Raw genomic sequence first — 22,794 nt, forward strand, 5'->3', positions numbered from 1 at the left:
AAATCAATGTTCACTGAAGAAGGCACCTGTGATTGGTGTAAAAAACCTAGTCTTGTAACTCGTCACGATTATTTAGATGGCAAGCACCACTACTCATGTAAAGCTTGTTACGATATGGCAAAAATCGACGTGCGCCTATTTAACCAAGGCGAATTGCAAATGCGCGAACGTTTGCAACGAGCGAGCTAAGCAAGACGGAATCAATGGAACAGATTTTCAAAAGCGCCTTTTATAAGGCGCTTTTTTGATCTCCCAAGCCTATTTCCAATCTCTATCTCGTATTCCCTCCTATCCTACATAGCATGTCGCATCGGTTATCAGCCCTCTTCCACTGTATACAAACCACTGTCCGTGAAAAACACCTGTATATACAGTAGTAAACCCCTGTATGTCTCTCGTCCAACTTTCTACTCACCTCACATTTTTAAATTGATGTTAGACATATCAGAAATGAAAAATAAACAAATAAATTCAATCACTTAAAGTAAAATTCTTTTATTTCCTTTTCAAAAAACCGCAAATAACTTTTGAGAAACTGGTTGATCAGGTCGCCAAAACAAACTACTGTATAGACATACAGCCTGTATAAAGGAACAGTAAGATGCAGTTACAAAGTCAATCTCATACATACTCTCGTTACAACGTATTGGCACAAGCAACTAAGCCCATGGCCGTTTCGGATCAGCTTCTATCTAAGCTGGCTGTTTTATCGCAGCAGAAACAATGGATTTTGTTTACAGCAGACTGCCCTCGTCCAGACTTTGAACAACTCACTGCTTCTAATATTTGCTGTAAAAACGTTATTCAAATGAAGCCCTCTCAACAGCTTTCAGAAGTCGAGATCGTGATAAAAGCCATCCGATCAGGCAATGCCAGTGCTGTTGTCGCATCCAATAAAATTGCACTTATGAATCAATCTATGTTGCGCGACATGGCGCAGCGCTATCAGTGTGAAGTCTTTTTCGTCGAAGGCAGAGTTAATAAGTACCACTAACAAGATCGACGTTATCCATCCTGCATCTCGCCTCCTTTTTAAGGGGGCATTTTTTTGTATTAAAGAAAACAGGCAAACGTTTGCTTTTTCTCTGGCGAGTTAAAATAGTTCTGGTATGATGCCCACATTCGATTTATTCAGCGCCCACATTTTGCTGAATATCTTCTCTTTCTGACGTTTGATTAAGATGATAGGAATGTCGCAATGAGCCTTGCTAATCAAGTACTTGCCGTCAATGACGACCTGCCAATTCGCACCCATAAACCCGTTCATAGTGGAAAAGTTCGTTCAGTTTACTGGTTAACTGATGAAGACAGCGCCCGACTGATCAAAGAAAAAGGATACAATGTCGCGCCAGATGCGCCTTTGGCTATCATGGTGATTAGCGACCGAATCTCTGCGTTCGATTGTATTTGGCATGCTGAAGGTGGTCTTAATGGTGTCCCGGGTAAAGGGGCTGCGCTTAATGCGATTTCTAATCACTGGTTCAAACTGTTCAAAGAAAATGGCTTAGCAGATAGCCATATTCTAGACATTCCTCACCCTTTTGTTTGGATTGTACAAAAAGCCAAACCGGTAAAAATCGAAGCCATCTGCCGCAAATACATCACGGGTTCGATGTGGCGCGCTTACGCAAATGGCGAGCGCGAGTTTTGTGGAATCCAACTTCCTGAAGGGTTAGAAAAAGACAAAGCACTGCCAGAGTTGCTAATGACCCCATCCACAAAAGGCATTCTAAAAGGCATTCCCGGTGTGCCAGAAGCGGATGACGTTAATATTACTCGTCAAGATATCGTAGACAACTACGAAGCATTTAACTTCTCAAGTGCGGACGATATCGCACTCTACGAAAAACTGCTGAAAGAAGGCTTTAACGTTATCAGCCAAGCATTAGAAGCAATTGACCAAATCTTTGTCGATACCAAATTCGAATTTGGTTATGTTCATGATGCTGCTGGCAATGAAAAGCTGATTTACATGGATGAAGTGGGTACACCAGACTCGTCTCGTATATGGGATGCTAAAGAGTACCAAGCAGGTCACATCGTAGAGAACTCAAAAGAAGGTTTCCGCCAGTTCCTACTTAACCACTTCCCTGACCCAGATATCTTGCTAAACAAAGAACGTATGCCTGAGCGCGAAGCTCTCGCTCGTGATAATGCTTTGCCCGTCGAATCTTTGATGGCGATTTCGAGCACTTACATTGGTATTGCCGAGAAGATTACAGGCAAACCGATTCATTTGAGTGAGAATCCGAAAGCGGAAATCATCGAGGTTCTGAGCAAAGAATACGGATTGATTGACTAGCACTGTCGCTAGATTAGCTAAACGCTTTCCAATAAAAAGTCCGCAATAGCCTGCGGACTTTTTTCGTATTAGGCTCATTTTAGCCGATATTTAACGTAGTACCATCAGTTGTGGAGGCTGACTTGGTCGTCACCTGATATGTTTTGTCTTTAATCGTTGATACGAAATACCAGGTCGACTCTGCCTTGTCGGGCGTAAAAGTAACGCGCATAAAGCCACGCTGTTTGATGTCTGCCCACTGTAATTCTGACACTAAGTGCGGCAGCGTGTATTCCATTTGAGCGATCGCGACAGGGTCTAACGCGAGGTAGGCCTCTAACCCAGGGGAACTCACAGAGCTAGTCGCAAACTCTACCCCGATAGGATGCTTAGATACGTCTTTAAGCTCACTTGCCCATGCATTGTGCGTATCTCCTGCCAAACAGACAAAGTTACCACTGCTGGCTTTGGCCAGTTGATAAACGTTCTCTCGCTCAACGTAGTAACCATCCCATGCATCTAGGTTATATGGCAAAGCAATGGTATCTAAACTTGGGTCAGAGAGATAACCCGTAATCGCAGAGTTTACCGCTAATAACGCCTCTGTTTTTTGTTCTTCAGTGGCAGTAAACAATTGAAACATCGCGGTCATAACCGAACTTGGCAACTCCATACGAGACATTAACACTTGTTGCCCTAGCACATTCCAAGTTGCGTCGTGCGTACTGAACGCATCCATCAGCCAAGCGAGTTGGTCACCGCCTAACAGCTCTCGGTCTTGACTGCGCGACTGAGCAACTAAACCGCCAATAGCTTCCATCGTTGGTGAGCTGAGCGAGAAATAATCCAACGGTTTATCACGCCCCACAAGTCGCGTGTCGAGCATCATCAAATTGACTAAACTTCCAAACGAAAACTGACGGTAAATCAGCATGTTTGAGAAAGTGTTTTCACGAACGGGCAACCATTCTGTCCACGCGGCAGCCGCAGCTGCACGACGATCATTAAAGCTGCCTTCCTCTTCTTGATGGTTTTCCGCACCATTTTTCCAACTATCATTTGCAAGCTCATGGTCATCCCAGACTGCAATCATTGGTAGGCTCGCATGTAACGCTTGCAGATCAGCATCTTGGCGATATTGCGCATACCGTTTTCGGTAATCATCTAAGGTAATGCATTCAGTGCCTTTGCTTGGCTCTCGCACTAGTGCCTCAGCATCTTCACTAGCGTAGCCACCAGCCCCATACTCATAAATGTAATCACCGAGATGAAGTACCACATCAAACGGTTCTTGCTCATGTTGATTTAAGATCTCTCGATACACATGGAAGTAACCAGCAGGATAGTTTGCGCAAGAAACAACCGCCATGGATGCCTTTTCTACACCATCCTCTGGTAATGTTTGAGTTTGCCCGACTTCGCTAGTGACATCTCCAACCATGAATCGATAGTAGTAACGAGAATTTGCGTTGAGATTTTGAACATCGACTTTTACCGTGAAATCTCGGCTCGTGTCCGTGGCAAAAGTGCCACTTTGTACGATATCAGTAAAATTTTCATTAGAAGAAACTTGCCAGCTTACATCTGCGTAGCTCGCTGAGGTTGTAACACGAGTCCAAATGATTACTTGTGTTTGAGTAGGATCTCCACTCGCCACTCCGTGCTCAAAGGTAACCGCAACAGATTCACTAGCATCGCTACCACAGCCCACCAGCCCGGTAACAATCGCCGTTGAAGAGGCAGCTTTCATAAAGTCTCGACGAGACAAAGACATATTGACTTCCTTTCTTATTGTGTTTGTTTTTATGCCCAAATGACGTGGTGACTCGATCATCCTTGTATGCCAATAAGGGACGTTAATTCGAACTTACAGTACCAACCACTTAGTCGATAATTTGTCCTAAAAACACAAAGTTAGAAGCTAGTTATGACAATTGCATTTCCAAACGTTACATTTTTGTTAATTTAAGTGCAAATACTCTATATTCATCACACTTCCTAAGACCTGTGACAAAAACCTCAAAATAAAAAAGCGACCTACTTTGAGGTCGCTTTTCATTGCACTATTGTTAAGTGGTACATCGATGAAGTGGAAATGCTCAGCCTAAAACTTGATGTTAAGGACATCTTGTTCTGACGTATCCACCTTCAACTGACTGCGAGATTCTATGTACTCGATTTGCTGAACATCGAGCGAATATGGCATAACGACTCGCAATTCATTGATCCCTTCATGTTTAGCTAACTGGGTTAAGCGGACCAAATTGGATTCATCACTTTTACGAGAAGACATCGATTTTAATGCGGCATCCCACAACCGATCTTCAGGCTTGCTCAATTCCGCAATGTTCTGTTTCCACATCAAACCGAAAATAGGCGCTATGGTGGCAAATGCCTCTAAAAAGGTCCATTTTTTACTACCTGTCGCTCCTAAAAAGCTAGTGTAGTCGAATTCAATGCACGTCTTTCCTTGTTGATCCATTCTATGCCCCCGACACTCGAAAATGAGATATACCAAATATCGTTCAACTGTTTTGATATAGCAATGGGATATAAAACATTCGTCTTTTATGCCCTAATTTACATACAAAAGGAAATATTAAAACCAGCTTTGTAACAACTGATGTACAGCTTCGCCATATATAAGCATTCAATTGATTAATATTTCAATTAAGAAACTAAAAACAACACGCAAGTAACGCTATCAATATGAAATCATTATAGATTCACCAAGAAAATATCAATTCTTGTCACAACGTCATCCGCCGACCTACTTCACATCAATCACTCGACTGGCCTTTTTATACTGTATCTTCCAACCCGCCCAACGTGGCAGCTCCCAACGCTTCGGGCCTCCCTTTCGGTTTCCCTCTCGATAAACGACCTGTACCAGCTTGCGAGACGCGTAATACTCGACATCTAGTTGGAGTTCTGGCAGCGAAAGTTCTAAAGGGTACTGCTCCGTGAAATCGTCGTATTCCCATTCTGGAACACCATTAAATGTTAAGTCTTCTGGTTCAAACAACGCCATATCATCGATGTTTTCAACGCCTAATGTTTCCAACTGATCCTTTAACCAGCTAGAAAATGTCAAGGAGGCCAAGTCGTTAACCTCTTCTCCTTCGACATTAAGGCCCAGTGCGTTGTAGAGTTTCCAGTGTTGGATTTGCTGTTTTCTTTGAGAAGCAAAACCTGGTAACAGTGTCTCGTCTTCTATCATTTCGACAATAGACTGAACAGCAACATCACCTTTTAACGCTTGATGTTCAGTACAGATTGTTCGTCCGGCGTAGACAAAATGCATCGTTGCTCTTGGGGTCTCCTCTTCATAATTCGTCTCACCTTGTTGCCACTCCCCTAGCTCAAGTTCGCGTAATAACGTCAGCGGGATAGGCATCATAACCGATGCGAGGTTTAGTGTTTGCTTAACACCTCGTCCTGGCACGCTATGGCTATCTAGCACGATGGCCGCTTCTTCTTTATCAGGAAAGCGGCTGTTACGCCCAACCAGCATCTCGACTACGCCATTTCCTAGAGCATCCCTTCGACGAGCTCGTCGGACAAACACAAGCTCAGGGTGCAATGAGGCGATGGAGAAAAAGAGCGCTTCACGTTTATATCGAGAGGCAACGTCAAGTTCCGGTAATTCAAATGCTTCTCGCATTTGTTTCGCTAAACCTTGCGCCTCTTCGAGTGCGCTGGCATCAATGACAATGCCCGGAAGTCGCTCCCCCCGAACCAAACGGATAAGCAAAGAGGCATCACACCCGTATGGTTCCTCTTGAGATAGAAGCTCAGCGACTTCACCACTTTGTCGCTGATAGAGTTGAGCAGGCACAGATAATGCTGCTGCCAAGTCAATCATTGCTTCCTTCTCTGTCTTCGCTTGAATTCTGGTAACGAGATCGGCAAACAGTGCATCAATGGGTAGTGGATATACTTTTCTCCCGTGCTGCGTGACATTGCCATCCTCATCAATCGCTTCCATGGATAACAACGTCGAATGAGATGCCTCTAGCGACTTTGGGGGAATTGAGTCGAGAAAATCGAGTGTTGAGAGACGGTACCCACAACAAGCCGCTGCCAGCATGGGCTCGACGAGCTCTTCTCTGTGTAATTCTGGAGGTGTCACCAACTCTAAAGGCGCGTGCTCACCATATAGACGAATACAAGCCCCTTCGGTAACGCGACCTGCTCGCCCCATTCGCTGCGCGGCACTGGCCTTAGAAATGTTGGTTAACGTCAGTGCTGTACGTCCATTTCGTTGTACAGTTCTGCGCTCTAAGCCGCTATCGATTACCACCCGGATATTAGGAATGGTCAGAGAGGTTTCCGCGACGTTGGTTGCCAATACGACTTTCCGTTGCTTTTGTACCGTCAGCGCACGATGTCGTTCTGCATCACTGACCGAGGCATGAAGTTTAACCACCATGACATCACTGCTGCTTTGTAGCATCTGCGCGCATTGGGCGATCTCTTTACGTCCTGGGAGAAAAACAAGAATATCGCCATCTTCATCTTCCAGTGCTTCTTTTACCGCTCCGACAACCTCCTGTTCACATCCCTTTTTGTTCGGTAAATAGCGGCTGTCTGTAGAACGATGTGTCACCGTGACTGGAAAGCAACGTCCCTCCGAACTCAGGCGCTTAGCATTCAGGTAACGAGCAAGCTTTTCGCCTTCTAAGGTAGCGGAAGTGACGATCAATCGATGTTGATTTTCTTGCTTCAAAATGGCGGTTAATAGATCAATATCCCAGCGTCGCTCGTGAAATTCGTCCACTATCACGACATCAAAGTCTGCTAGCTTGTTTTCCGAAAACCAACGCAGTGCAACCCCCGGAGTGACAAATACAACTTCGGTTTTTTCATCAAAATAGGCATGAAGCTTGATCGCGTAACCGACTTTGCGACCTATTGGCTCTCCAGATTGCTCCGCAAGAAATTCAGCCAGCGAGGTACAAGCAATTCGACGTGGTTCAATAACCAGAACGCGTCCGTGTTTTGCCGCCCACATGGGCAAGCGGGTAGATTTACCCGACCCGGTTTCGGCTTCCACCACAAGATGGTTAAGGCTTACATGATGGTCAAACTCGGCTTGCAGGCTGTCGATAGGTAGTTGAAACATAGAAATTGGATTTGATTTGATGATGCAAAACATTATACCCAAGTAAAAAAATCCTGCTTTAGGTATCTCTAAACAACCAATATTGCCGATATTTTCGTCGGTATCTGAATTTTTTTGCGACATTACATTGATGTGCATCAACGCATGTTTACAACTAAATAGTGAACCCGTTAAAATTTGGTGCGCATCCTTCAACCCTACATAAGGCACCCAATGAACAACGATAAACGCCCACTATATATTCCATATGCGGGTCCGGCTCTTTTAGCAACCCCTCTTTTGAACAAAGGCAGTGCATTCTCTGCTGAAGAACGTAGTTCATTCAACTTAGAAGGTCTGCTTCCAGAGTCGACCGAAACTATCCAAGAGCAGGTGGAACGTGCCTACCAGCAATACAAAAGTTTCGAAAGCGATATGGATAAACACATTTATCTGCGTAATATCCAAGACACCAACGAAACATTGTATTACCGCCTAGTGCAAAATCACATTTCTGAGATGATGCCTATCATCTACACGCCGACTGTTGGCGCAGCATGTGAAAACTTCTCTAACATTTACCGTCGTGGTCGCGGTCTGTTCATTTCATACCCGAACCGTGACCGTATTGACGACTTGCTGAACAACGCAGCAAACCACAACGTTAAAGTGATTGTTGTGACAGATGGCGAACGTATCCTTGGCTTGGGTGACCAGGGTATCGGCGGCATGGGTATTCCTATCGGTAAACTGTCACTATATACCGCGTGTGGTGGTATCAGCCCTGCTTACACGCTACCAATCGTGCTTGATGTGGGTACCAATAACCCGCAACGCTTAGCTGATCCGATGTACATGGGTTGGCGTCATCCTCGTATTACGGGTGCAGAATACGATGCATTTGTAGAAGAGTTTATCCAAGCGGTACAGCGCCGTTGGCCTGATGCTTTGATCCAGTTCGAAGACTTTGCTCAGAAAAATGCGATGCCTCTTCTAGAGCGTTACAAAGACCGCGTGTGTTGCTTCAATGATGATATTCAGGGTACTGCAGCTGTTACTGTTGGCTCTCTACTTGCAGCTTGTAAAGCAGCAGGAACTCAGCTTTCTAAACAACGTATTACCTTCCTAGGCGCAGGGTCTGCTGGTTGTGGTATCGCAGAAGCGATCATCGCACAAATGGTATCGGAAGGAATTTCTGACGAGCAAGCTCGCTCACAAGTTTACATGGTTGACCGTTGGGGTCTGTTACAAGAAGGCATGCCTAACCTTCTTGATTTCCAACAACGCTTGGTGCAAAAGCATACCAATACGAAAGAGTGGGAAAATGAAGGAAATGGCTTCTCACTACTCGATGTTATGCGTAACGCCAAGCCAACGGTACTAATTGGTGTTTCTGGTGCTCCTGGCCTATTTAGCCAAGAAGTCATCGAAGAAATGCATAAACACTGTAAGCGTCCGATTGTCTTCCCACTGTCGAACCCAACAAGCCGCGTGGAAGCGACACCGAACGACATCATTCGTTGGACAAATGGTGAAGCACTGGTTGCGACAGGTAGCCCATTTGAGCCAGTGGTTCATGAAGGTCGCACTTACCCTATTGCACAATGTAACAACAGCTACATCTTCCCAGGCATTGGCCTTGGTGTACTTGCTGTCAATGCAAAACGTGTCACTGACGAGATGCTAATGGAATCAAGTCGCGCGCTCGCAACATGTTCTCCTCTAGCAATCAACGGTCGTGGGGCTCTACTTCCACCACTAGAAGAGATCCACTTAGTATCGAAAAAAATCGCATTTGCCGTTGGTAAAAAGGCAATTGAACAAGGTGTCGCATTAGAAATTACTGATGAAGCATTGAACGTGGCAATTGAACAGTCGTTCTGGCAACCTGTTTACCGCCGCTACAAACGCACTGCGTTCTAAGCTTGAGACAATTCGTTTAATAATTAGCCCCTACCATGTAGGGGCTTTTATTTTTTTATCATCCTAACCAGATTTTGGCATAAATGGGCTTCTCTCTTTTTGTTTCTATCAGATATGATGAGAACTACATTTTTAGTTAAGGATATAAAACGTTTTGTTGTTTTCTCGCATAAGATCAAAGTGGAAGCTGAAATTTTCCTGGAAGCGATTTGCTTTGATTTTGTCGATCTCTGCACTTAGTCTGCTTGTTTCTGTTATTGCCATCGACCGGTGGGTGGTTTTACAAGCCAAAGAGAGCATTTTCACTGAATACGAGCAAATCCCTCAACATGAGGTTGCCGTAGTTCTTGGTACCAGTAAATACATCGGAAAGACCCTCAACACTTACTACACTCATCGCATTAATGCGGCGATTGAGCTTTACAACCAAGGCAAAGTAAAACAGTTTTTATTGAGTGGTGATAACGCCCACCGTTCATACAACGAACCGTGGACAATGAAACGCGACTTACTTAAAGCAGGCGTGCCTGAAGAAGTGATTCACCTTGATTATGCTGGCTTTCGTACCTTAGATTCGATTGTACGAGCAAAAAAAATTTTTGCTTCGGAGCGATTTCTGATTGTGACTCAGCGCTTTCACTGTGAACGCGCACTGTTCATCGCTGATGCTTACAGCATTGATGCACAGTGTCTCGCGGTAGCAGGGCCGACGGCCAACAAGCAAAAAACATCGATGCGTGTTCGAGAACTGCTAGCCCGTGTGAAAGCGTTTTTAGACCTGTATATTATCAATACGCAGCCTAAGTTCCTTGGCCCTCAAGAACCTATCGTTGCAGTAAAAGAGCCAAATAAAGCAGCTAACGAGCCTCTTCAAGTCCCCGTCGAATAGAGGAATAACGTGGCTCACAAGCCTAGTAACATTTCTATAAAACAAATGGGTAGTTTTCTACCCATTTCCAATTCTCAACATCACACTTTCTAATTTGCTCTACGATTCAGGCAAAACTCTTTTTCGCATTCAAAGTAACATTTCATCAATAAATAACTACAAGTCAGTTACTTTGCCATAAAAAAAACCGACAAAAGGCAATGCAAAAGGAGCACTACCCATGACCGCACTCGCTGTGACATTGAAGAATTGGTTCTTCACTCGCAACAGCATGATTTTGAACGCGAATATCCTATTGTTCATTATCTTGTTTAATACCTTACCCTTTGAACCACAAGTAGTAACCGGCCTGAGCATCTTAGTTTTTGTTGCTATTCTGTGGCTAACCGAAGCGATTCACGTCAGCATTACCGCGCTGCTCATACCACTACTTGCGGTATTTTTGGGTGTGTTCAACACTCAAACCGCACTGAATAACTTTTCCAACTCCATCATTTTTCTATTTTTGGGTGGTTTTGCACTAGCTGCGGCTCTACATAAACAAAAGTTAGATCAAGCTATTGCAGATAAAGTACTATTGCTGGCAAGAGGAAAAATGTCTGTCGCTGTATTCATGCTATTTGGTGTGAGTGCTGGCCTGTCAATGTGGATTTCAAACACCGCCACCGCCGCGATGATGTTACCGCTTGTGCTGGGTGTGATGACAAAGCTAGACGCCAAGAAAAACCACAACACCTTTTTGTTTGTTCTACTCGGTATCGCTTACAGTGCTTCAATTGGTGGTATTGCAACACTGGTTGGTAGCCCACCAAACGCAATTGCAGCCGCTGAAGTTGGCCTAAGCTTCACTGAATGGATGAAGTTTGGTGTACCTATTTCCCTAGTATTAATGCCAATCGCTATCCTCGTATTGTACACGATGACTAAGCCTGACCTTAGCCACAAGTTTGACCTTGACCATCAACCAGTCGAATGGACAAACGGCAAAATGATTACGTTGGCGATTTTCTTACTGACCGTGACGTTGTGGATATTCAGTAAGCCTATTAACGCTATGCTGGGTGGCTTCGCGAAGTTCGATACTCTTGTAGCTATTGGCGCCATCCTTCTACTTGGTGCTTCTCGCGCCGTCGAGTGGAAAGATATTGAGAAAACAACCGACTGGGGTGTGTTAATCCTATTTGGTGGTGGTATCTGTCTGAGTAACGTCCTAAAAGCAACCGGAACAAGCGTATTTTTGGCTCATAGCTTGTCAGGCTTCCTTGAGCAAGCCGGTATTCTCTTAACGATTCTTGCAGTGGTTGCTTTTGTTGTCTTCTTGACTGAGTTTGCGAGTAACACCGCCAGTGCTGCGCTACTTGTCCCTGTATTTGCGACCATTGCAGAAGCCTTAGGCATGTCTCCGGTTATTCTTTCTGCACTGATTGCCGTCGCTGCATCTTGTGCATTTATGTTACCAGTTGCAACACCTCCAAACGCGATTGTGTTCGGTACGGGTCATATCAAGCAAAAAGAAATGATGCGAATTGGTTTCGTATTAAACATTGCGTGTATTGCTGCACTAACGCTTTTCGCTTGGTTGTTCTGGTAAAAATAGCAAGTTCGATTAGCACTACACTGCTGCTCACGGTAATCGTATCGATAACCCAAACTTCCCCCCCTAAGTGGTGTTCAGCAGTTTCCCTCTTGGTGGCCAGTTGGCCACCTTTTTTCTTTCCTTTCAGTGAACGGCTATCAGGCTTGCTTCTTTTCTCAAGCAAGTAAACCATAATGAGCTTCCACTCGGTTGCGGCCATTGCGCTTCGCCTGATACAACACTTCGTCAGCTCTCGCCATGGTTTCTGAGACGCGTTCATTCTGCATTTGGGCAACGCCAATACTGCAAGTTAATGAATCACCGTGCACCCACAAATGATCCTCCACATTTTTGCGAATCATTTCTGCCTTCTCTAACGCTTGTTCAATATTGGTATCAGGGCAAAATACGACAAACTCTTCGCCGCCCCAACGAACGAGTCGATCGTCTGAGTAAATAGAAGTCGCTACCACCATGACAAATTCGCGCAATATGTCATCCCCCATTTGGTGCCCAAATTTGTCGTTCACCTTTTTAAACTTATCCAAGTCCAAATAGAGAATACTGAAGGTGTTATGCCCCCAGCGAACCTGACGAGATTGTTGTTCCAGCCAGTGTTGCACAGCATATCGGTTCATCGCGCCCGTCAAAGCATCTCGATGCGCTAACTCTGCAAACTCATAGTTTTGAGCTCGCAAAGTATCATTCACCTTTTCCAAATGACGGTGACGCTTTTGCGCTTTTTCATAAGCCACTCTATTTTTTCGTAACTCATGCAGTGAAAAAGCCAGTCCAAGCGCCATCCAAGAGAGTAATAATGCATACAACAATGTTTCTTGCGCAAGGTAAGCGCCTTCAAACTCAATTTTATCAATCACAATTCTATGTTTACCAAGTGCCGCACCAGACCCAGTTGCAATATCAATACGTGTGATGTTTGAAAATTCAGGTGCAGAGTGTTCAATCGCGACTCCGTTATCTGCTAACCACCAGGTCATCACCTGAAGATTTTTAATCGGAATTTCGACAATATCGATCGAACCCGACGGAGAAAACTGCATGCCATTATATTTAATGGTGTACTCGTCGTCCGGCTTGGAATACTCAGAATTATAATTGCGAAGATACAAACGTAGGTCGTGGCTAGTGTTAGCCCCTATTCCTGCCTCTTCATATCGCACCTTCAATCGAATCGTATGGTAGTTGGAAAGGTCAATACCCTGTGTTGGCGTTGCTGAATCGGTATAAACCGAGATTCCGCAGTAAGGCCAAGCATACGAGCTCTGCTTTAGTTCACAGCTAAGAACTAGGCTTTGCCGATCGTATGTGATATCAGCCTCACTCACACCTCCTTCACTGGCATCTTTAGTTGCATAGATATTGAAATGCTCAGGTGTAATGGTCAGCTTTCGCGTATCGCCAAGCACACTATAAAGGGCAACCAAACTGATAGTGCAAATAGAAAGAGCAAAGATAAAGTTATGGATCCACTTCATGGGCAAGTGACCTGCTGAGATTATATGCAATACGTGAGGTTCAATAATTTCAAAAAATGAAATCAAGGTGATTTATCAAGAAATAAAATCACTTTCTCATTCAATTCTTAGTTTCGACACATAGTAACGGATTTTGAACCGTTATCACGTTTTAAAATTTCTAAAAAGTGCAGCTCAACTTCTATTTGCGAAGCATTTCACAGCCATAATTTTTAGAAAATAAAACACGATGCATAATAATTTAGTGCAAGACATTTACTTTAAAGCTCCTGTCAACCCTGCATCTCTTCTCCACTTCAGTATATACTGTGCAAAAACACAATAATGAGTAATGTCATGTCATTAATTGCAACTGGCACGCTAAACAAAATGCGTGCTTCTCTGGACGGTGCCGTCAACTACCGTCTTCCTGTCGGTGAGGAAGAAATCGACTTAACTCCGTTTCTGGGTAAAACGCTCACACTGACTCACACTGGCAATATTTTTTGTTGCTCATGTGGAAAGAAAACGAAAAAGAGTTATTCGCAAGGCCACTGTTTTGTATGCATGAAAAAGCTAGCAAGCTGCGACATGTGTATCATGAAGCCAGAGACCTGCCACTACGATCAAGGGACTTGTCGCGAACCACAATGGGGTGAAGAGAATTGCATGGTGGATCACTTTGTCTACCTGTCCAACACATCCAGCTTAAAAGTTGGTATTACTCGTCATACTCAAATCCCGACTCGTTGGATTGACCAAGGCGCGACTCAGGGCTTGCCAATTTTTAAAGTAAAAACTCGCCATATCTCCGGTTTAATTGAAGTTGAACTGGCGAAACATATCGCAGACAAGACCAATTGGCGCACACTGCTAAAAGGTGACGGTGAACCTATGGCATTGCAGGACCGTTTTGCTGAGCTATTGCCTTTAGTCGAAGAGAAAATTGCCGAGATAAAACAGCAATTCGGCGAAGATGCCATTGAAGTATTAAACGAAAGCATTACCGACCTTAGCTACCCGGTACAACAGCACCCAACGAAGATCACTTCGCATAACTTCGATAAAAACCCGGTTGTTACTGGCACTTTGCAAGGCATCAAAGGTCAATACCTCATCTTTGATACCGGCGTTATTAATGTAAGAAAATTCACTTCCTATGAAGTTGAAGTTAGTGAGTAATCGCTTGCAGAACGCGTTGATTCAAATAAAAATGAAAAAAGCTCGAGTTTGACTCGAGCTTTTGTTTTTCTATTAGGAAGAAATCGTTAGTTATGCGTCAAGGATGCTTTCTAGCACATCGAATAACATATCGACTTCTTCTATTGTGTTGTAATGCATACAACCAATTCGCACTACACCACCCGATTCTTCTAAACCAAGTTGACGAACTAAGCCCAACGCATAAAAGTGACCATTCCATACACAAATGTTATGTTCACCCAGTGTTTTCGCGATGAACTCTGGAGAATATCGGTCAAACGTTAGCGCAAAAGTTGGCGTGCGGAGTTGGCTATCTTCCTTTGCGATACCGAATAGATTGACACCATCTAATGCATTCAAACGCTGCAAGAAACGCTCACTCAAGCGCTGCTCATGTTGTTCATACAGTTGGTAGCTTTGCTCCAATCGTTGGCGAAGAGGTAAACCGACTTCACCAAATTGAGCCAGATACTCAACCGCAGAAACGACACCAGCAAGACCTTCAAAACTTTGCGTTCCTGTTTCAAATCGACCAGGGCCTATATTAGTGGCAGGCTCGACTTTGTAAGGGCGAATACTGTGGAGCCACTGATCGGCTATGTAAGCAATACCAACGTGTGGTCCGAAAAACTTGTAAGCTGAGCAAGCTAAAAAGTCACAACCTAACGCTTGAACATCAACCAAATGATGAGGCGCATAATGGACGGCATCCACATAAACTTGTGCCCCAACATTGTGCGCCATGCTGACTACTTGCTGTACATCCACAATAGAGCCCGTCGTGTTCGATGCATAAGTCACAGCGACAAGGCGCGTTTTATCAGAAAGAAGGCGGCTTAAATGCTCCATATCAAGCGTACAATCTTCTTCGTTAATACGAACTTGATGAACCGTAACGCCTTTATCTTCTGCCGCTTGCTGCCAGCTGGATACATTTGAATAGTGATCCAAAGCGGAGACAATGATCTCATCTCCTGCTTGCCAATCTCGACTAATCGCGCGACTAAGCTGAAAGGTTAGTGAGGTCATATTGGCACCGAAGACAATATTGCCAGATGAAGGGGCATTAAGTAGAGCCTGAGCCGACTCACGCGCATTTTGCATTACGTCAACGGTCACTTGGCTAGAAAAATAATGCCCGCCTAAGTTAGCGTTGAAACGACCTAAATACCCAACCATGCTGTCTAGTACTGGTTGAGGCACTTGTGAGCCACCTGGACCATCAAAAAACGTCACGGGCTTGTCGTTGTGGTATTGAGCCAACGCCGGAAATTGCTCTCTGATCTGATTAAGATTGAAGTTCATTACGCTTATCCGTAGCAGTAAGTACAAATACATCCATATGGCCCGCTTCGTCATCAATAACAGAGCGGATTGGGCACGCGTTATGCCATAGCTTGCTATCAGCCAAGATTGCGACCTCTCCGGTTTCTAGCACTTTACGGAAAAATGGGGCTTGGTTATGGCTGCTGTACAGCATGATGTCGCCACCGATGATGTTATGGCGTCCCACACCAACCATTGCAATATGATCAAAACCGTCTTGGTGCACACCTTCAGGTGCTACTTGGGTTTCTTCTTCCAGTGCCCTGATACGGATTTGGTGAATTTCTATTTCTTGACCGTTTGGCAGATGATTCGCATTGACAAACAATTCACACATTTCTCGAAATCCATCGCTGGTAAGAATATCCTTCTCAATTGGCTCGAATTGTCTTACTACATCACCTTGAAATCGGTTGATATCAGAGGATTGAACAAAGCTATTTTTATTTAAGTCGATGACTTTGCCGTTATCAAAGCCAACCACAGAATAACGTCGTAGTCGATACTGACCATCTGCATGTTCGGTACGAGGCAGTTCTTCAAACGATGGGGAAAGCTGCTCAATTGCTGCCATGCTGAGCTGTGTTAAATGTAGAGTATTCTCACGTGAATGTAACATCATTTGCTCCTTTAATGAGGCACATTAATTAACATTTAATTTACACACTAGGTTACGCAAATATTCTGCAATTACCAGCTTTTAACGTTGATAGCTTCAACAAAACGACGAAAACAACATAACAAACCAAACCAAACCACAAAAACAGAGCCATGTTTCAGTTTTACGCTTTGACAATATTTGAAACTAGACTTCTCTACTACGAATAGAATTTTATGCTAGAAGTCAACGTTCTCAATCAATATTTAGTGGGTTCTAATCTATAACCAATTATTCGATCACAATCGTTGTTTATGCTTTTAAAGCACTAAGAATTTCCATACAATCGAGGGAAATGTTACGCCCTTTTTGGAGCCATAATGAGCGACGTAAAACACTGTAAATTATTAATTCTTGGTTCTGGTCCTGCAGGATACACAGCTGCCGTCTACGCAGCGCGTGCAAACTTAAACCCTGTGCTTGTGACGGGAATGCAACAAGGTGGTCAGCTAACCACCACAACTGAAGTTGAAAACTGGCCAGGCGATGCTGAGGGACTGACAGGTCCAGCATTGATGGATCGCATGAAAGAACACGCCGAGCGTTTTGAAACTGAAATCGTATTTGATCACATCAATGAAGTAGAGCTATCACAACGCCCATTTCGTTTAAAAGGCGACTCAGGTGAGTACACTTGTGATGCCTTAATCATATCTACCGGCGCATCAGCAAAATACCTTGGCCTTGAGTCTGAAGAAGCATTTAAAGGTCGCGGCGTTTCTGCTTGTGCAACCTGTGACGGTTTCTTCTACCGTAATCAGAAAGTTGCAGTTGTGGGCGGTGGTAACACGGCTGTTGAAGAAGCGCTATACCTATCTAACATTGCGTCAGAAGTTCACCTGATCCACCGCCGCGATTCATTCCGCGCAGAGAAGATCCTTGTGAAACGTCTGATGGATAAAGTTGAAAGCGGTAATATCGTTCTTCATACCGATCGCACTCTCGATGAAGTACTGGGTGACGATATGGGCGTAACGGGCGTCCGCATTAAAGACGTGAACAGCGGTGCGACAGAAGATATCGATGTAATGGGTGCATTCATCGCAATTGGTCACCAGCCAAACACACAAATCTTTGAAGGCCAAGTAGACATGAAAGATGGCTACATCATCGTTCAATCAGGTCTTGAAGGCAACGCAACACAAACTAGTATCGAAGGTGTATTTGCAGCTGGCGACGTAATGGACCACAACTACCGTCAAGCGATCACCTCTGCAGGTACAGGTTGTATGGCTGCATTAGATGCTGAACGTTTCTTAGACTCACTTGGTGACAAATAACTTTTCACATTTGTGTCATATCCTTAAAGCCCAGCGGTATTCCCGCTGGGTTTTCTTTTGTATACTACCGCCTCATTAAAACAATTATCATTAAGCCTTCACGATGGATAAGAAAAAGCAAAGCAGCTTGAATAAGTGGCTGAAGCAACAAAGTAAGTTAGCCAAGCGCTGGCTTATGATTGCGATAGGCCTAGGCGTACTTTCAAGCGTGTTTTTATTGGCTCAAGCAGCCCTGCTCGCCTCCATTCTGCACCAGTTAATCATTGACCAAGTCGACAAAGCCGAGCTCATTTGGCATTTTGTTGGGCTCGGTGGCACGGTTATCGGTCGAGCTGCTTGTACCTGGGGTCGAGAGCTTGCCGGTTACCGTTGCGGGGAGCAAATTCGAGTTTATATTCGCCAACTCATTTTAGATAAAGTTCATAAGCTTGGGCCAGCTTACATCAAAGGCAAACCTGCTGGCAGTTGGGCAACGCTCATCTTAGAGCAGGTAGAAGATATGCAAGATTTCTTCTCACGCTACTTGCCTCAAATGTCATTATCGGTACTAGTGCCTTTCATCATTTTGGTTGTCGTATTCCCAGTAAACTGGGCAGCAGGCTTGATCTTCCTGGTCACTGCACCACTAGTGCCTATTTTCATGGCACTGGTTGGGATGAAAGCCGCAGAAGCAAACCGTAAAAACTTTAAAGCGATGCAGCGTTTGTCGGGTCACTTTTATGACCGCTTGCAAGCAATGACAACCATTCGCTTATTCGATAGAACAAAATCTGAAACTGAGACGCTAAAGGGTGCTTCAGAAGTCTTTCGTACTCGTACCATGGACGTTCTGAAAATCGCGTTTCTGTCTTCTGCGGTGTTAGAGTTTTTCACTTCCATTTCTATCGCAATTACCGCTGTCTACTTTGGCTTTAGTTATATCGGGGAGCTGGACTTCGGCTACTACGGCACAGGTGTTACGCTCTTTGCTGGTTTGTTCATTCTGATTCTTGCTCCAGAGTTTTATCAGCCATTACGTGATTTGGGCACGTTCTATCATGCGAAACAGCAAGCGGTTGGGGCAGCAGAAAGCATTGTCGAGTTTCTGGATTTGGAAGTCGATCAAATCAAAGATGGTACCCAAGCGTTAGATAAAAACAGCCCTATCCATATTGAAGCGAACCAGTTAACCATTTTTAGTCCGGAAGGTAAGCAGCTCGCAGGTCCCCTATCCTTCTCTCTTGAAGCCAACAAAAGTACGGCTTTAGTTGGACCAAGTGGCGCAGGTAAAACAAGCTTGGTAAACACCATCCTCGGTTTCATGCCTTATCAAGGTAGCTTGAAGATTAATGGTTGTGAATTGTCGCAACTTGATCTAGCCACATGGCGAGAGGCAGTAAGCTGGATTGGTCAAAACCCGATGCTATTACACGGTAGCATTCGAGATAACATCACACTAGGTAAGCACAATGTTCAGGATGCAGACGTACATTCTGTGTTGAATGACTCTCACGCTGCTGAATTTGTTGAAATGCATGGGTTGGATTATCCGATATCTGATCGTTCTGGTGGTTTATCTGTCGGCCAAGCGCAGCGTTTAGCACTGGCTCGCGCCATGCTACAAAATGGTCGTTTTTGGTTATTAGATGAACCAACCGCAAGCTTAGATGCTCGCAGTGAAAAACTCGTGATGGAAGGCATTAACAAGTATGCGCATGCCACAACGAATTTGATGATTACTCACCAACTTGCGCCTTTACAAAACGTATCGCAAATTCTTGTTATGCAGGACGGCCAGATTGTTCAACGTGGTGATTACGCCACACTGTCGACAGAAGATGGCTTATTTAAAGACATGTTGGAAGCGAACCTCGCACAACGTGAAACAGACAAGGGGAACTTAGATGCGTGATTTACTCCCTTATCTAAAACTCTATAAGAAACACTGGTTTGGTCTTTCGCTAGGTATGCTACTGGCATTTCTGACCTTAGCGGCATCTATTGGCTTATTAACGCTATCAGGTTGGTTTATTTCAGCCGCAGCGGTGGCAGGCTTGACGGTTGCTCGTGAGACCTTCAACTACATGTTACCAGGTGCCGGGGTACGCGGCGCTGCAATGGCTCGAACCGCAGGTCGATGGGGAGAACGTGTCGTTAGCCACAATGCAACGTTCAAGCTGCTTACCGATCTACGTATCTTCTTCTTTAAGCAACTTGCACCACTGATTCCGGGTCGTGTTTCTACGATGCGTGATGCCGATCTGCTCAACCGCCTAGTAGCGGACGTAGATGCGATGGATCACGTTTACCTTCGACTTATCAGCCCTGTCGTGATTGGTGTTTTTGGCATATTGAGTTTAACGGCTGTCCTGGCTTTCTTTGATTGGCATCTCGCCCTACTGCTTGGCTCGATTCTTACCGTCATGTTGTTTGTATGGCCAGTACTGTTCTATAAACTGGGTAAAAACAATGGCGAGAATCTCACTCATCATAAAGCGCAATTGCGAGTGGCGACACTGGACTGGCTTCAAGGCTACAGTGAACTGAGTATCTTTGGAGCAGAAGAACGTTATCGTAATCTCATTCTAGAGAAGCAGAAGCAGTTGCTGTCTAACCAATTTGTGAACGCGAATTTAACGGGCATGGCTTCAGGCCTGCTTATGCTGGTGAACGGCCTTACACTGGTTGTGATGCTTTGGTTTGCTGCAGACGGCGTAGGTGGTCGTGCTCCTGATCCTTGGATTGCGCTGTTTGCGTTTGCAACCATGGCGAGCTTTGAGGTTCTGATGCCTATCGCGAGCGCATTCCAATATCTCGGTCAAACGTTGACTTCTGCTCGTCGTTTAAATGAAGTAATTTTGGCTGAACCTGACGTCGTCTTCCCTGAGCAGTCGAAACATAAAGCCACAACGTTAGACATTGAATTCGACAACATTGATTTTACTTACCCTGACGGTCAGCAAAAGGTACTGAAAGACTTGTCACTCTCACTACCGTTGGGCACTAAAACTGCAATTGTAGGTCAAACAGGTTCAGGTAAATCAACACTGATTCAGCTTCTTTGCCGCTACTGGGATGTTAACCAAGGTGAAGTTCGAATCGGTGGTACAAAACTGCAAGATTGGAGCGAGTCGGACCTGCGAGCAGCAATGACTGTGGTCAGTCAACGCGTAGATGTACTAAACGGGACACTACGTGACAACTTACTCATGGCCGCTCCGGACGCAAGTGATGAGCAACTGTCTACTATTTTACAAAAAGTCGAGCTTGGCGGACTTCTTGAAGAGCCAGGTTTAGACGCTTGGTTAGGCGACGGCGGTCGTCAGTTATCTGGTGGTGAGAAACGCCGAATCGGTATTGCTCGAGCATTGCTACGTGATGCCCCAATCCTACTCTTAGATGAACCGACTGAAGGCCTCGATAAGCGTACGGAACAAAAAGTGATGGCGCTTTTCAATGAACACTTTGCTAATAAGACAGTAGTATTCATTACACACCGACTGATAGAGCTAGAAAGCATGGATAGCATCTGTTTGATGGAACAAGGTGAGATCATCGAACAAGGCGACCATCCAACGCTACTCGCTCAAAAAGGTCGTTACTACCAGCTATTACAATCTCTATAATTCGATTTTCAGTGACGAGAAGGGCTCATCAAACGATGAGCCCTTTTGTTATTCCTGTATTATTAGTTACCTAATTAAGCACGTATACAGTGCTGATTTACCGACCAGATTTTTTGAGATAAGCCGCCATTTCATCTTCCGGAACCATGCCCCCACCTGTTGCCCAAACAAGATGCGTTGCGTTTTTGAGTTTTTCTTCGTCAAATTTCATTCGAGACTGATAAGCATGGTTATTCGAGACGTGCACTGCCCCAATCATACCGGCTAATGCAGAAGGCTCTAGATTAATACCTTCCAGTTCACTTAACTCACCCAAGTGGTGATACATACGAGCGTCATCAATGGTGTAAAAACCATCAAGTAGCCTTTCCATCGCTCTTCCGACAAATCCCGAGGCACGCCCGACTGCCAAACCATCAGCGGCGGTGATGTTATCGATACCCAAATCTTGTACCGAAATATCGTCATGCAAGCCTGTATGTACGCCCAACAGCATGCACGGTGAGTGCGTTGGCTCTGCGAAAATACAGTGGACATGCTCGCCAAATGCTACCTTCAAGCCAAATGCCACCCCACCAGGTCCACCGCCAACACCACAAGGAAGATAAACAAACAATGGATGATGCCCATCAACCACGATTCCCAAGTCATCAAATTGCTGCTTAAGACGCTCACCCGCAACAGAGTAACCTAGAAACAGCGTCCGTGAGTTTTCATCATCGATAAAGAAACAGTTGGGATCTTTTTCTGCCTCTTTACGACCTTGCTCGACAGCAATACCATAATCTTCTTGGTGCTCTACGACATTAACACCATGTGACCGGAGCTTATTTTTCTTCCATTCCCGCGCATCCGCAGACATGTGGACTGAAACTGAAAAACCCAGCTTCGCACTCATGATGCCGATGGACATACCAAGATTGCCGGTTGAGCCAACTGCAATACTGTACTGCTTAAAAAACTGCCGAAACTCATTGCTGAACAATTTGCTGTAATCATCGCTTTCACAGAGCAAGCCGGCTTCAAACGCCAACTTTTCTGCATGAGTGAGCACTTCATAAATACCACCTCTCGCTTTGATCGAACCAGAAATTGGCAAATGACTGTCTTTTTTGAGCATTAAATGGCCCAATATTGGTGTGTCGTATTGCTGCTCCAAACGCACTTTCATATTGGGAATATCCACCACTGGGGACTCAATAATGCCACGCGACGTTTCCGTTTCGGGAAACGCTTTCATCAAATAAGGCGCAAATCTTGTTAGCCGTTCACTCGCCGCTTGAATATCTTTTTCATCTAACCCGACATGAGGTAAGCCTTCCTCCAAGGAAGTGATATGGGGGTTGAACCAACAAACCTCTTCAAGATCAATAAGTGCTGCCAAGAGTGGGAACTGCTTAGTCAGCGCTTCAATATTTGCCTTGGTCATTTTACCTTCCTAGAATGATGTGAGTTGAGATAAACAAAAGCGCCG

Annotated in this window: 17 protein-coding genes; 10 read left to right on the forward strand and 7 right to left on the reverse strand. The window is 44.8% G+C overall.

The window, feature by feature from the left end; translation table 11 throughout:
* Nucleotides 1-6: 6 nt before the first annotated feature.
* The 3 genes from R7127_RS06070 to R7127_RS06080 all read left to right on the forward strand — a co-directional run bounded on the left by R7127_RS06070 (nt 7) and on the right by R7127_RS06080 (nt 2,302).
* Complete coding sequence (locus tag R7127_RS06070) at nt 7-189, forward strand: hypothetical protein (protein WP_005377960.1); 183 nt, start codon at nt 7-9, stop codon at nt 187-189.
* A gap of 412 nt (nt 190-601) precedes the next feature.
* Nucleotides 602-994: a SulA-like leucine-rich domain-containing protein gene (locus tag R7127_RS06075; protein WP_005377962.1), complete on the forward strand. Its 393-nt coding sequence runs from the start codon at nt 602-604 to the stop codon at nt 992-994.
* A 204-nt stretch (nt 995-1,198) separates the two neighbouring features.
* Nucleotides 1,199-2,302 (forward strand): phosphoribosylaminoimidazolesuccinocarboxamide synthase, encoded by a 1,104-nt coding sequence (locus tag R7127_RS06080; protein WP_182039659.1) that lies wholly within the window; start codon nt 1,199-1,201, stop codon nt 2,300-2,302.
* Nucleotides 2,303-2,381: 79 nt separating this feature from the next.
* Here the strand turns inward: R7127_RS06080 and R7127_RS06085 are convergent, their stop codons facing one another.
* The 3 genes from R7127_RS06085 to R7127_RS06095 form a co-directional block, all read right to left on the reverse strand.
* The gene (locus R7127_RS06085) at nt 2,382-4,055 is read right to left on the reverse strand and encodes an alkaline phosphatase D family protein (RefSeq protein ID WP_213895495.1); all 1,674 of its coding nucleotides are present in this window, start codon (nt 4,053-4,055) and stop codon (nt 2,382-2,384) included.
* Between the two features lie 330 nt (nt 4,056-4,385).
* The gene (locus R7127_RS06090) at nt 4,386-4,763 is read right to left on the reverse strand and encodes a hypothetical protein (RefSeq protein WP_005377965.1); all 378 of its coding nucleotides are present in this window, start codon (nt 4,761-4,763) and stop codon (nt 4,386-4,388) included.
* Between the two features lie 288 nt (nt 4,764-5,051).
* On the reverse strand, nt 5,052-7,406 hold the full coding sequence (locus R7127_RS06095; RefSeq protein ID WP_170893868.1) for a helicase-related protein: 2,355 nt from the start codon (nt 7,404-7,406) through the stop codon (nt 5,052-5,054).
* Nucleotides 7,407-7,619: 213 nt separating this feature from the next.
* Here R7127_RS06095 and R7127_RS06100 point away from each other — a divergent pair, with 213 nt between their 5' ends.
* From R7127_RS06100 to R7127_RS06110, 3 genes are all read left to right on the forward strand, one after another.
* Nucleotides 7,620-9,308, forward strand: a complete 1,689-nt coding sequence (locus R7127_RS06100) for an NAD-dependent malic enzyme (protein ID WP_005377977.1) — start codon at nt 7,620-7,622, stop codon at nt 9,306-9,308.
* Nucleotides 9,309-9,462: 154 nt separating this feature from the next.
* Complete coding sequence (locus R7127_RS06105; RefSeq protein WP_258516240.1) at nt 9,463-10,197, forward strand: vancomycin high temperature exclusion protein; 735 nt, start codon at nt 9,463-9,465, stop codon at nt 10,195-10,197.
* A 220-nt stretch (nt 10,198-10,417) separates the two neighbouring features.
* Nucleotides 10,418-11,788: an SLC13 family permease gene (locus R7127_RS06110; protein WP_005377981.1), complete on the forward strand. Its 1,371-nt coding sequence runs from the start codon at nt 10,418-10,420 to the stop codon at nt 11,786-11,788.
* Between the two features lie 161 nt (nt 11,789-11,949).
* Here the strand turns inward: R7127_RS06110 and R7127_RS06115 are convergent, their stop codons facing one another.
* On the reverse strand, nt 11,950-13,269 hold the full coding sequence (locus R7127_RS06115) for a GGDEF domain-containing protein (RefSeq protein ID WP_054574049.1): 1,320 nt from the start codon (nt 13,267-13,269) through the stop codon (nt 11,950-11,952).
* A gap of 336 nt (nt 13,270-13,605) precedes the next feature.
* Between R7127_RS06115 and R7127_RS06120 the strand changes: the two genes are divergently transcribed.
* Complete coding sequence (locus R7127_RS06120) at nt 13,606-14,430, forward strand: DUF2797 domain-containing protein (protein WP_005377984.1); 825 nt, start codon at nt 13,606-13,608, stop codon at nt 14,428-14,430.
* 90 nt (nt 14,431-14,520) lie between these two features.
* Here the strand turns inward: R7127_RS06120 and R7127_RS06125 are convergent, their stop codons facing one another.
* Together R7127_RS06125 and R7127_RS06130 are read right to left on the reverse strand one after the other, a co-directional pair.
* The gene (locus R7127_RS06125) at nt 14,521-15,756 is read right to left on the reverse strand and encodes a cysteine desulfurase-like protein (protein ID WP_005377986.1); all 1,236 of its coding nucleotides are present in this window, start codon (nt 15,754-15,756) and stop codon (nt 14,521-14,523) included.
* Nucleotides 15,740-16,396, reverse strand: coding sequence for a 2OG-Fe dioxygenase family protein (locus tag R7127_RS06130; RefSeq protein ID WP_005377989.1), 657 nt, complete (start codon nt 16,394-16,396; stop codon nt 15,740-15,742). The genes R7127_RS06125 and R7127_RS06130 overlap by 17 nt, the downstream gene beginning before the upstream one ends.
* A gap of 359 nt (nt 16,397-16,755) precedes the next feature.
* Here R7127_RS06130 and trxB point away from each other — a divergent pair, with 359 nt between their 5' ends.
* The 3 genes from trxB (at nt 16,756) to cydC (ending at nt 21,320) form a co-directional block, all read left to right on the forward strand.
* Nucleotides 16,756-17,715 (forward strand): thioredoxin-disulfide reductase, encoded by a 960-nt coding sequence (trxB, locus tag R7127_RS06135; protein WP_005377991.1) that lies wholly within the window; start codon nt 16,756-16,758, stop codon nt 17,713-17,715.
* Nucleotides 17,716-17,818: 103 nt separating this feature from the next.
* Entirely contained in the window at nt 17,819-19,606 is a 1,788-nt protein-coding gene (gene cydD, locus R7127_RS06140) for a heme ABC transporter permease/ATP-binding protein CydD (protein WP_042521981.1), read from the forward strand.
* The gene (cydC, locus tag R7127_RS06145) at nt 19,599-21,320 is read left to right on the forward strand and encodes a heme ABC transporter ATP-binding protein/permease CydC (RefSeq protein WP_170897144.1); all 1,722 of its coding nucleotides are present in this window, start codon (nt 19,599-19,601) and stop codon (nt 21,318-21,320) included. Before cydD ends, cydC begins: the two co-directional genes overlap by 8 nt.
* 97 nt (nt 21,321-21,417) lie before the next feature.
* Here cydC and R7127_RS06150 read toward each other — a convergent pair whose 3' ends face one another.
* Nucleotides 21,418-22,749 carry a D-serine ammonia-lyase gene (locus tag R7127_RS06150; RefSeq protein ID WP_170897145.1) on the reverse strand — a complete coding sequence of 444 codons (1,332 nt, stop codon included), beginning with the start codon at nt 22,747-22,749 and terminating at the stop codon, nt 21,418-21,420.
* Between the last annotated feature and the right edge of the window lie 45 nt (nt 22,750-22,794).

This window comes from Vibrio sp. 1159, assembly GCF_033340395.1.
Classification (GTDB): Bacteria; Pseudomonadota; Gammaproteobacteria; order Enterobacterales; family Vibrionaceae; genus Vibrio; species Vibrio alginolyticus.

Coding starts and splice junctions, on each gene's coding strand:
- R7127_RS06120 (WP_005377984.1), top strand. CDS start 13,606: ATGTCATTAATTGCAACTGGCACGCTAAACAAAATGCGTGCTTCTCTG.
- R7127_RS06080 (WP_182039659.1), top strand. CDS start 1,199: ATGAGCCTTGCTAATCAAGTACTTGCCGTCAATGACGACCTGCCAATT.
- cydC (WP_170897144.1), top strand. CDS start 19,599: ATGCGTGATTTACTCCCTTATCTAAAACTCTATAAGAAACACTGGTTT.
- R7127_RS06085 (WP_213895495.1), bottom strand. CDS start 4,055: ATGTCTTTGTCTCGTCGAGACTTTATGAAAGCTGCCTCTTCAACGGCG.
- R7127_RS06070 (WP_005377960.1), top strand. CDS start 7: ATGTTCACTGAAGAAGGCACCTGTGATTGGTGTAAAAAACCTAGTCTT.
- R7127_RS06090 (WP_005377965.1), bottom strand. CDS start 4,763: ATGGATCAACAAGGAAAGACGTGCATTGAATTCGACTACACTAGCTTT.
- R7127_RS06130 (WP_005377989.1), bottom strand. CDS start 16,396: ATGTTACATTCACGTGAGAATACTCTACATTTAACACAGCTCAGCATG.
- R7127_RS06075 (WP_005377962.1), top strand. CDS start 602: ATGCAGTTACAAAGTCAATCTCATACATACTCTCGTTACAACGTATTG.
- R7127_RS06110 (WP_005377981.1), top strand. CDS start 10,418: ATGACCGCACTCGCTGTGACATTGAAGAATTGGTTCTTCACTCGCAAC.
- R7127_RS06115 (WP_054574049.1), bottom strand. CDS start 13,269: ATGAAGTGGATCCATAACTTTATCTTTGCTCTTTCTATTTGCACTATC.
- R7127_RS06125 (WP_005377986.1), bottom strand. CDS start 15,756: ATGAACTTCAATCTTAATCAGATCAGAGAGCAATTTCCGGCGTTGGCT.
- R7127_RS06100 (WP_005377977.1), top strand. CDS start 7,620: ATGAACAACGATAAACGCCCACTATATATTCCATATGCGGGTCCGGCT.
- trxB (WP_005377991.1), top strand. CDS start 16,756: ATGAGCGACGTAAAACACTGTAAATTATTAATTCTTGGTTCTGGTCCT.
- R7127_RS06095 (WP_170893868.1), bottom strand. CDS start 7,406: ATGTTTCAACTACCTATCGACAGCCTGCAAGCCGAGTTTGACCATCAT.
- cydD (WP_042521981.1), top strand. CDS start 17,819: ATGGATAAGAAAAAGCAAAGCAGCTTGAATAAGTGGCTGAAGCAACAA.
- R7127_RS06150 (WP_170897145.1), bottom strand. CDS start 22,749: ATGACCAAGGCAAATATTGAAGCGCTGACTAAGCAGTTCCCACTCTTG.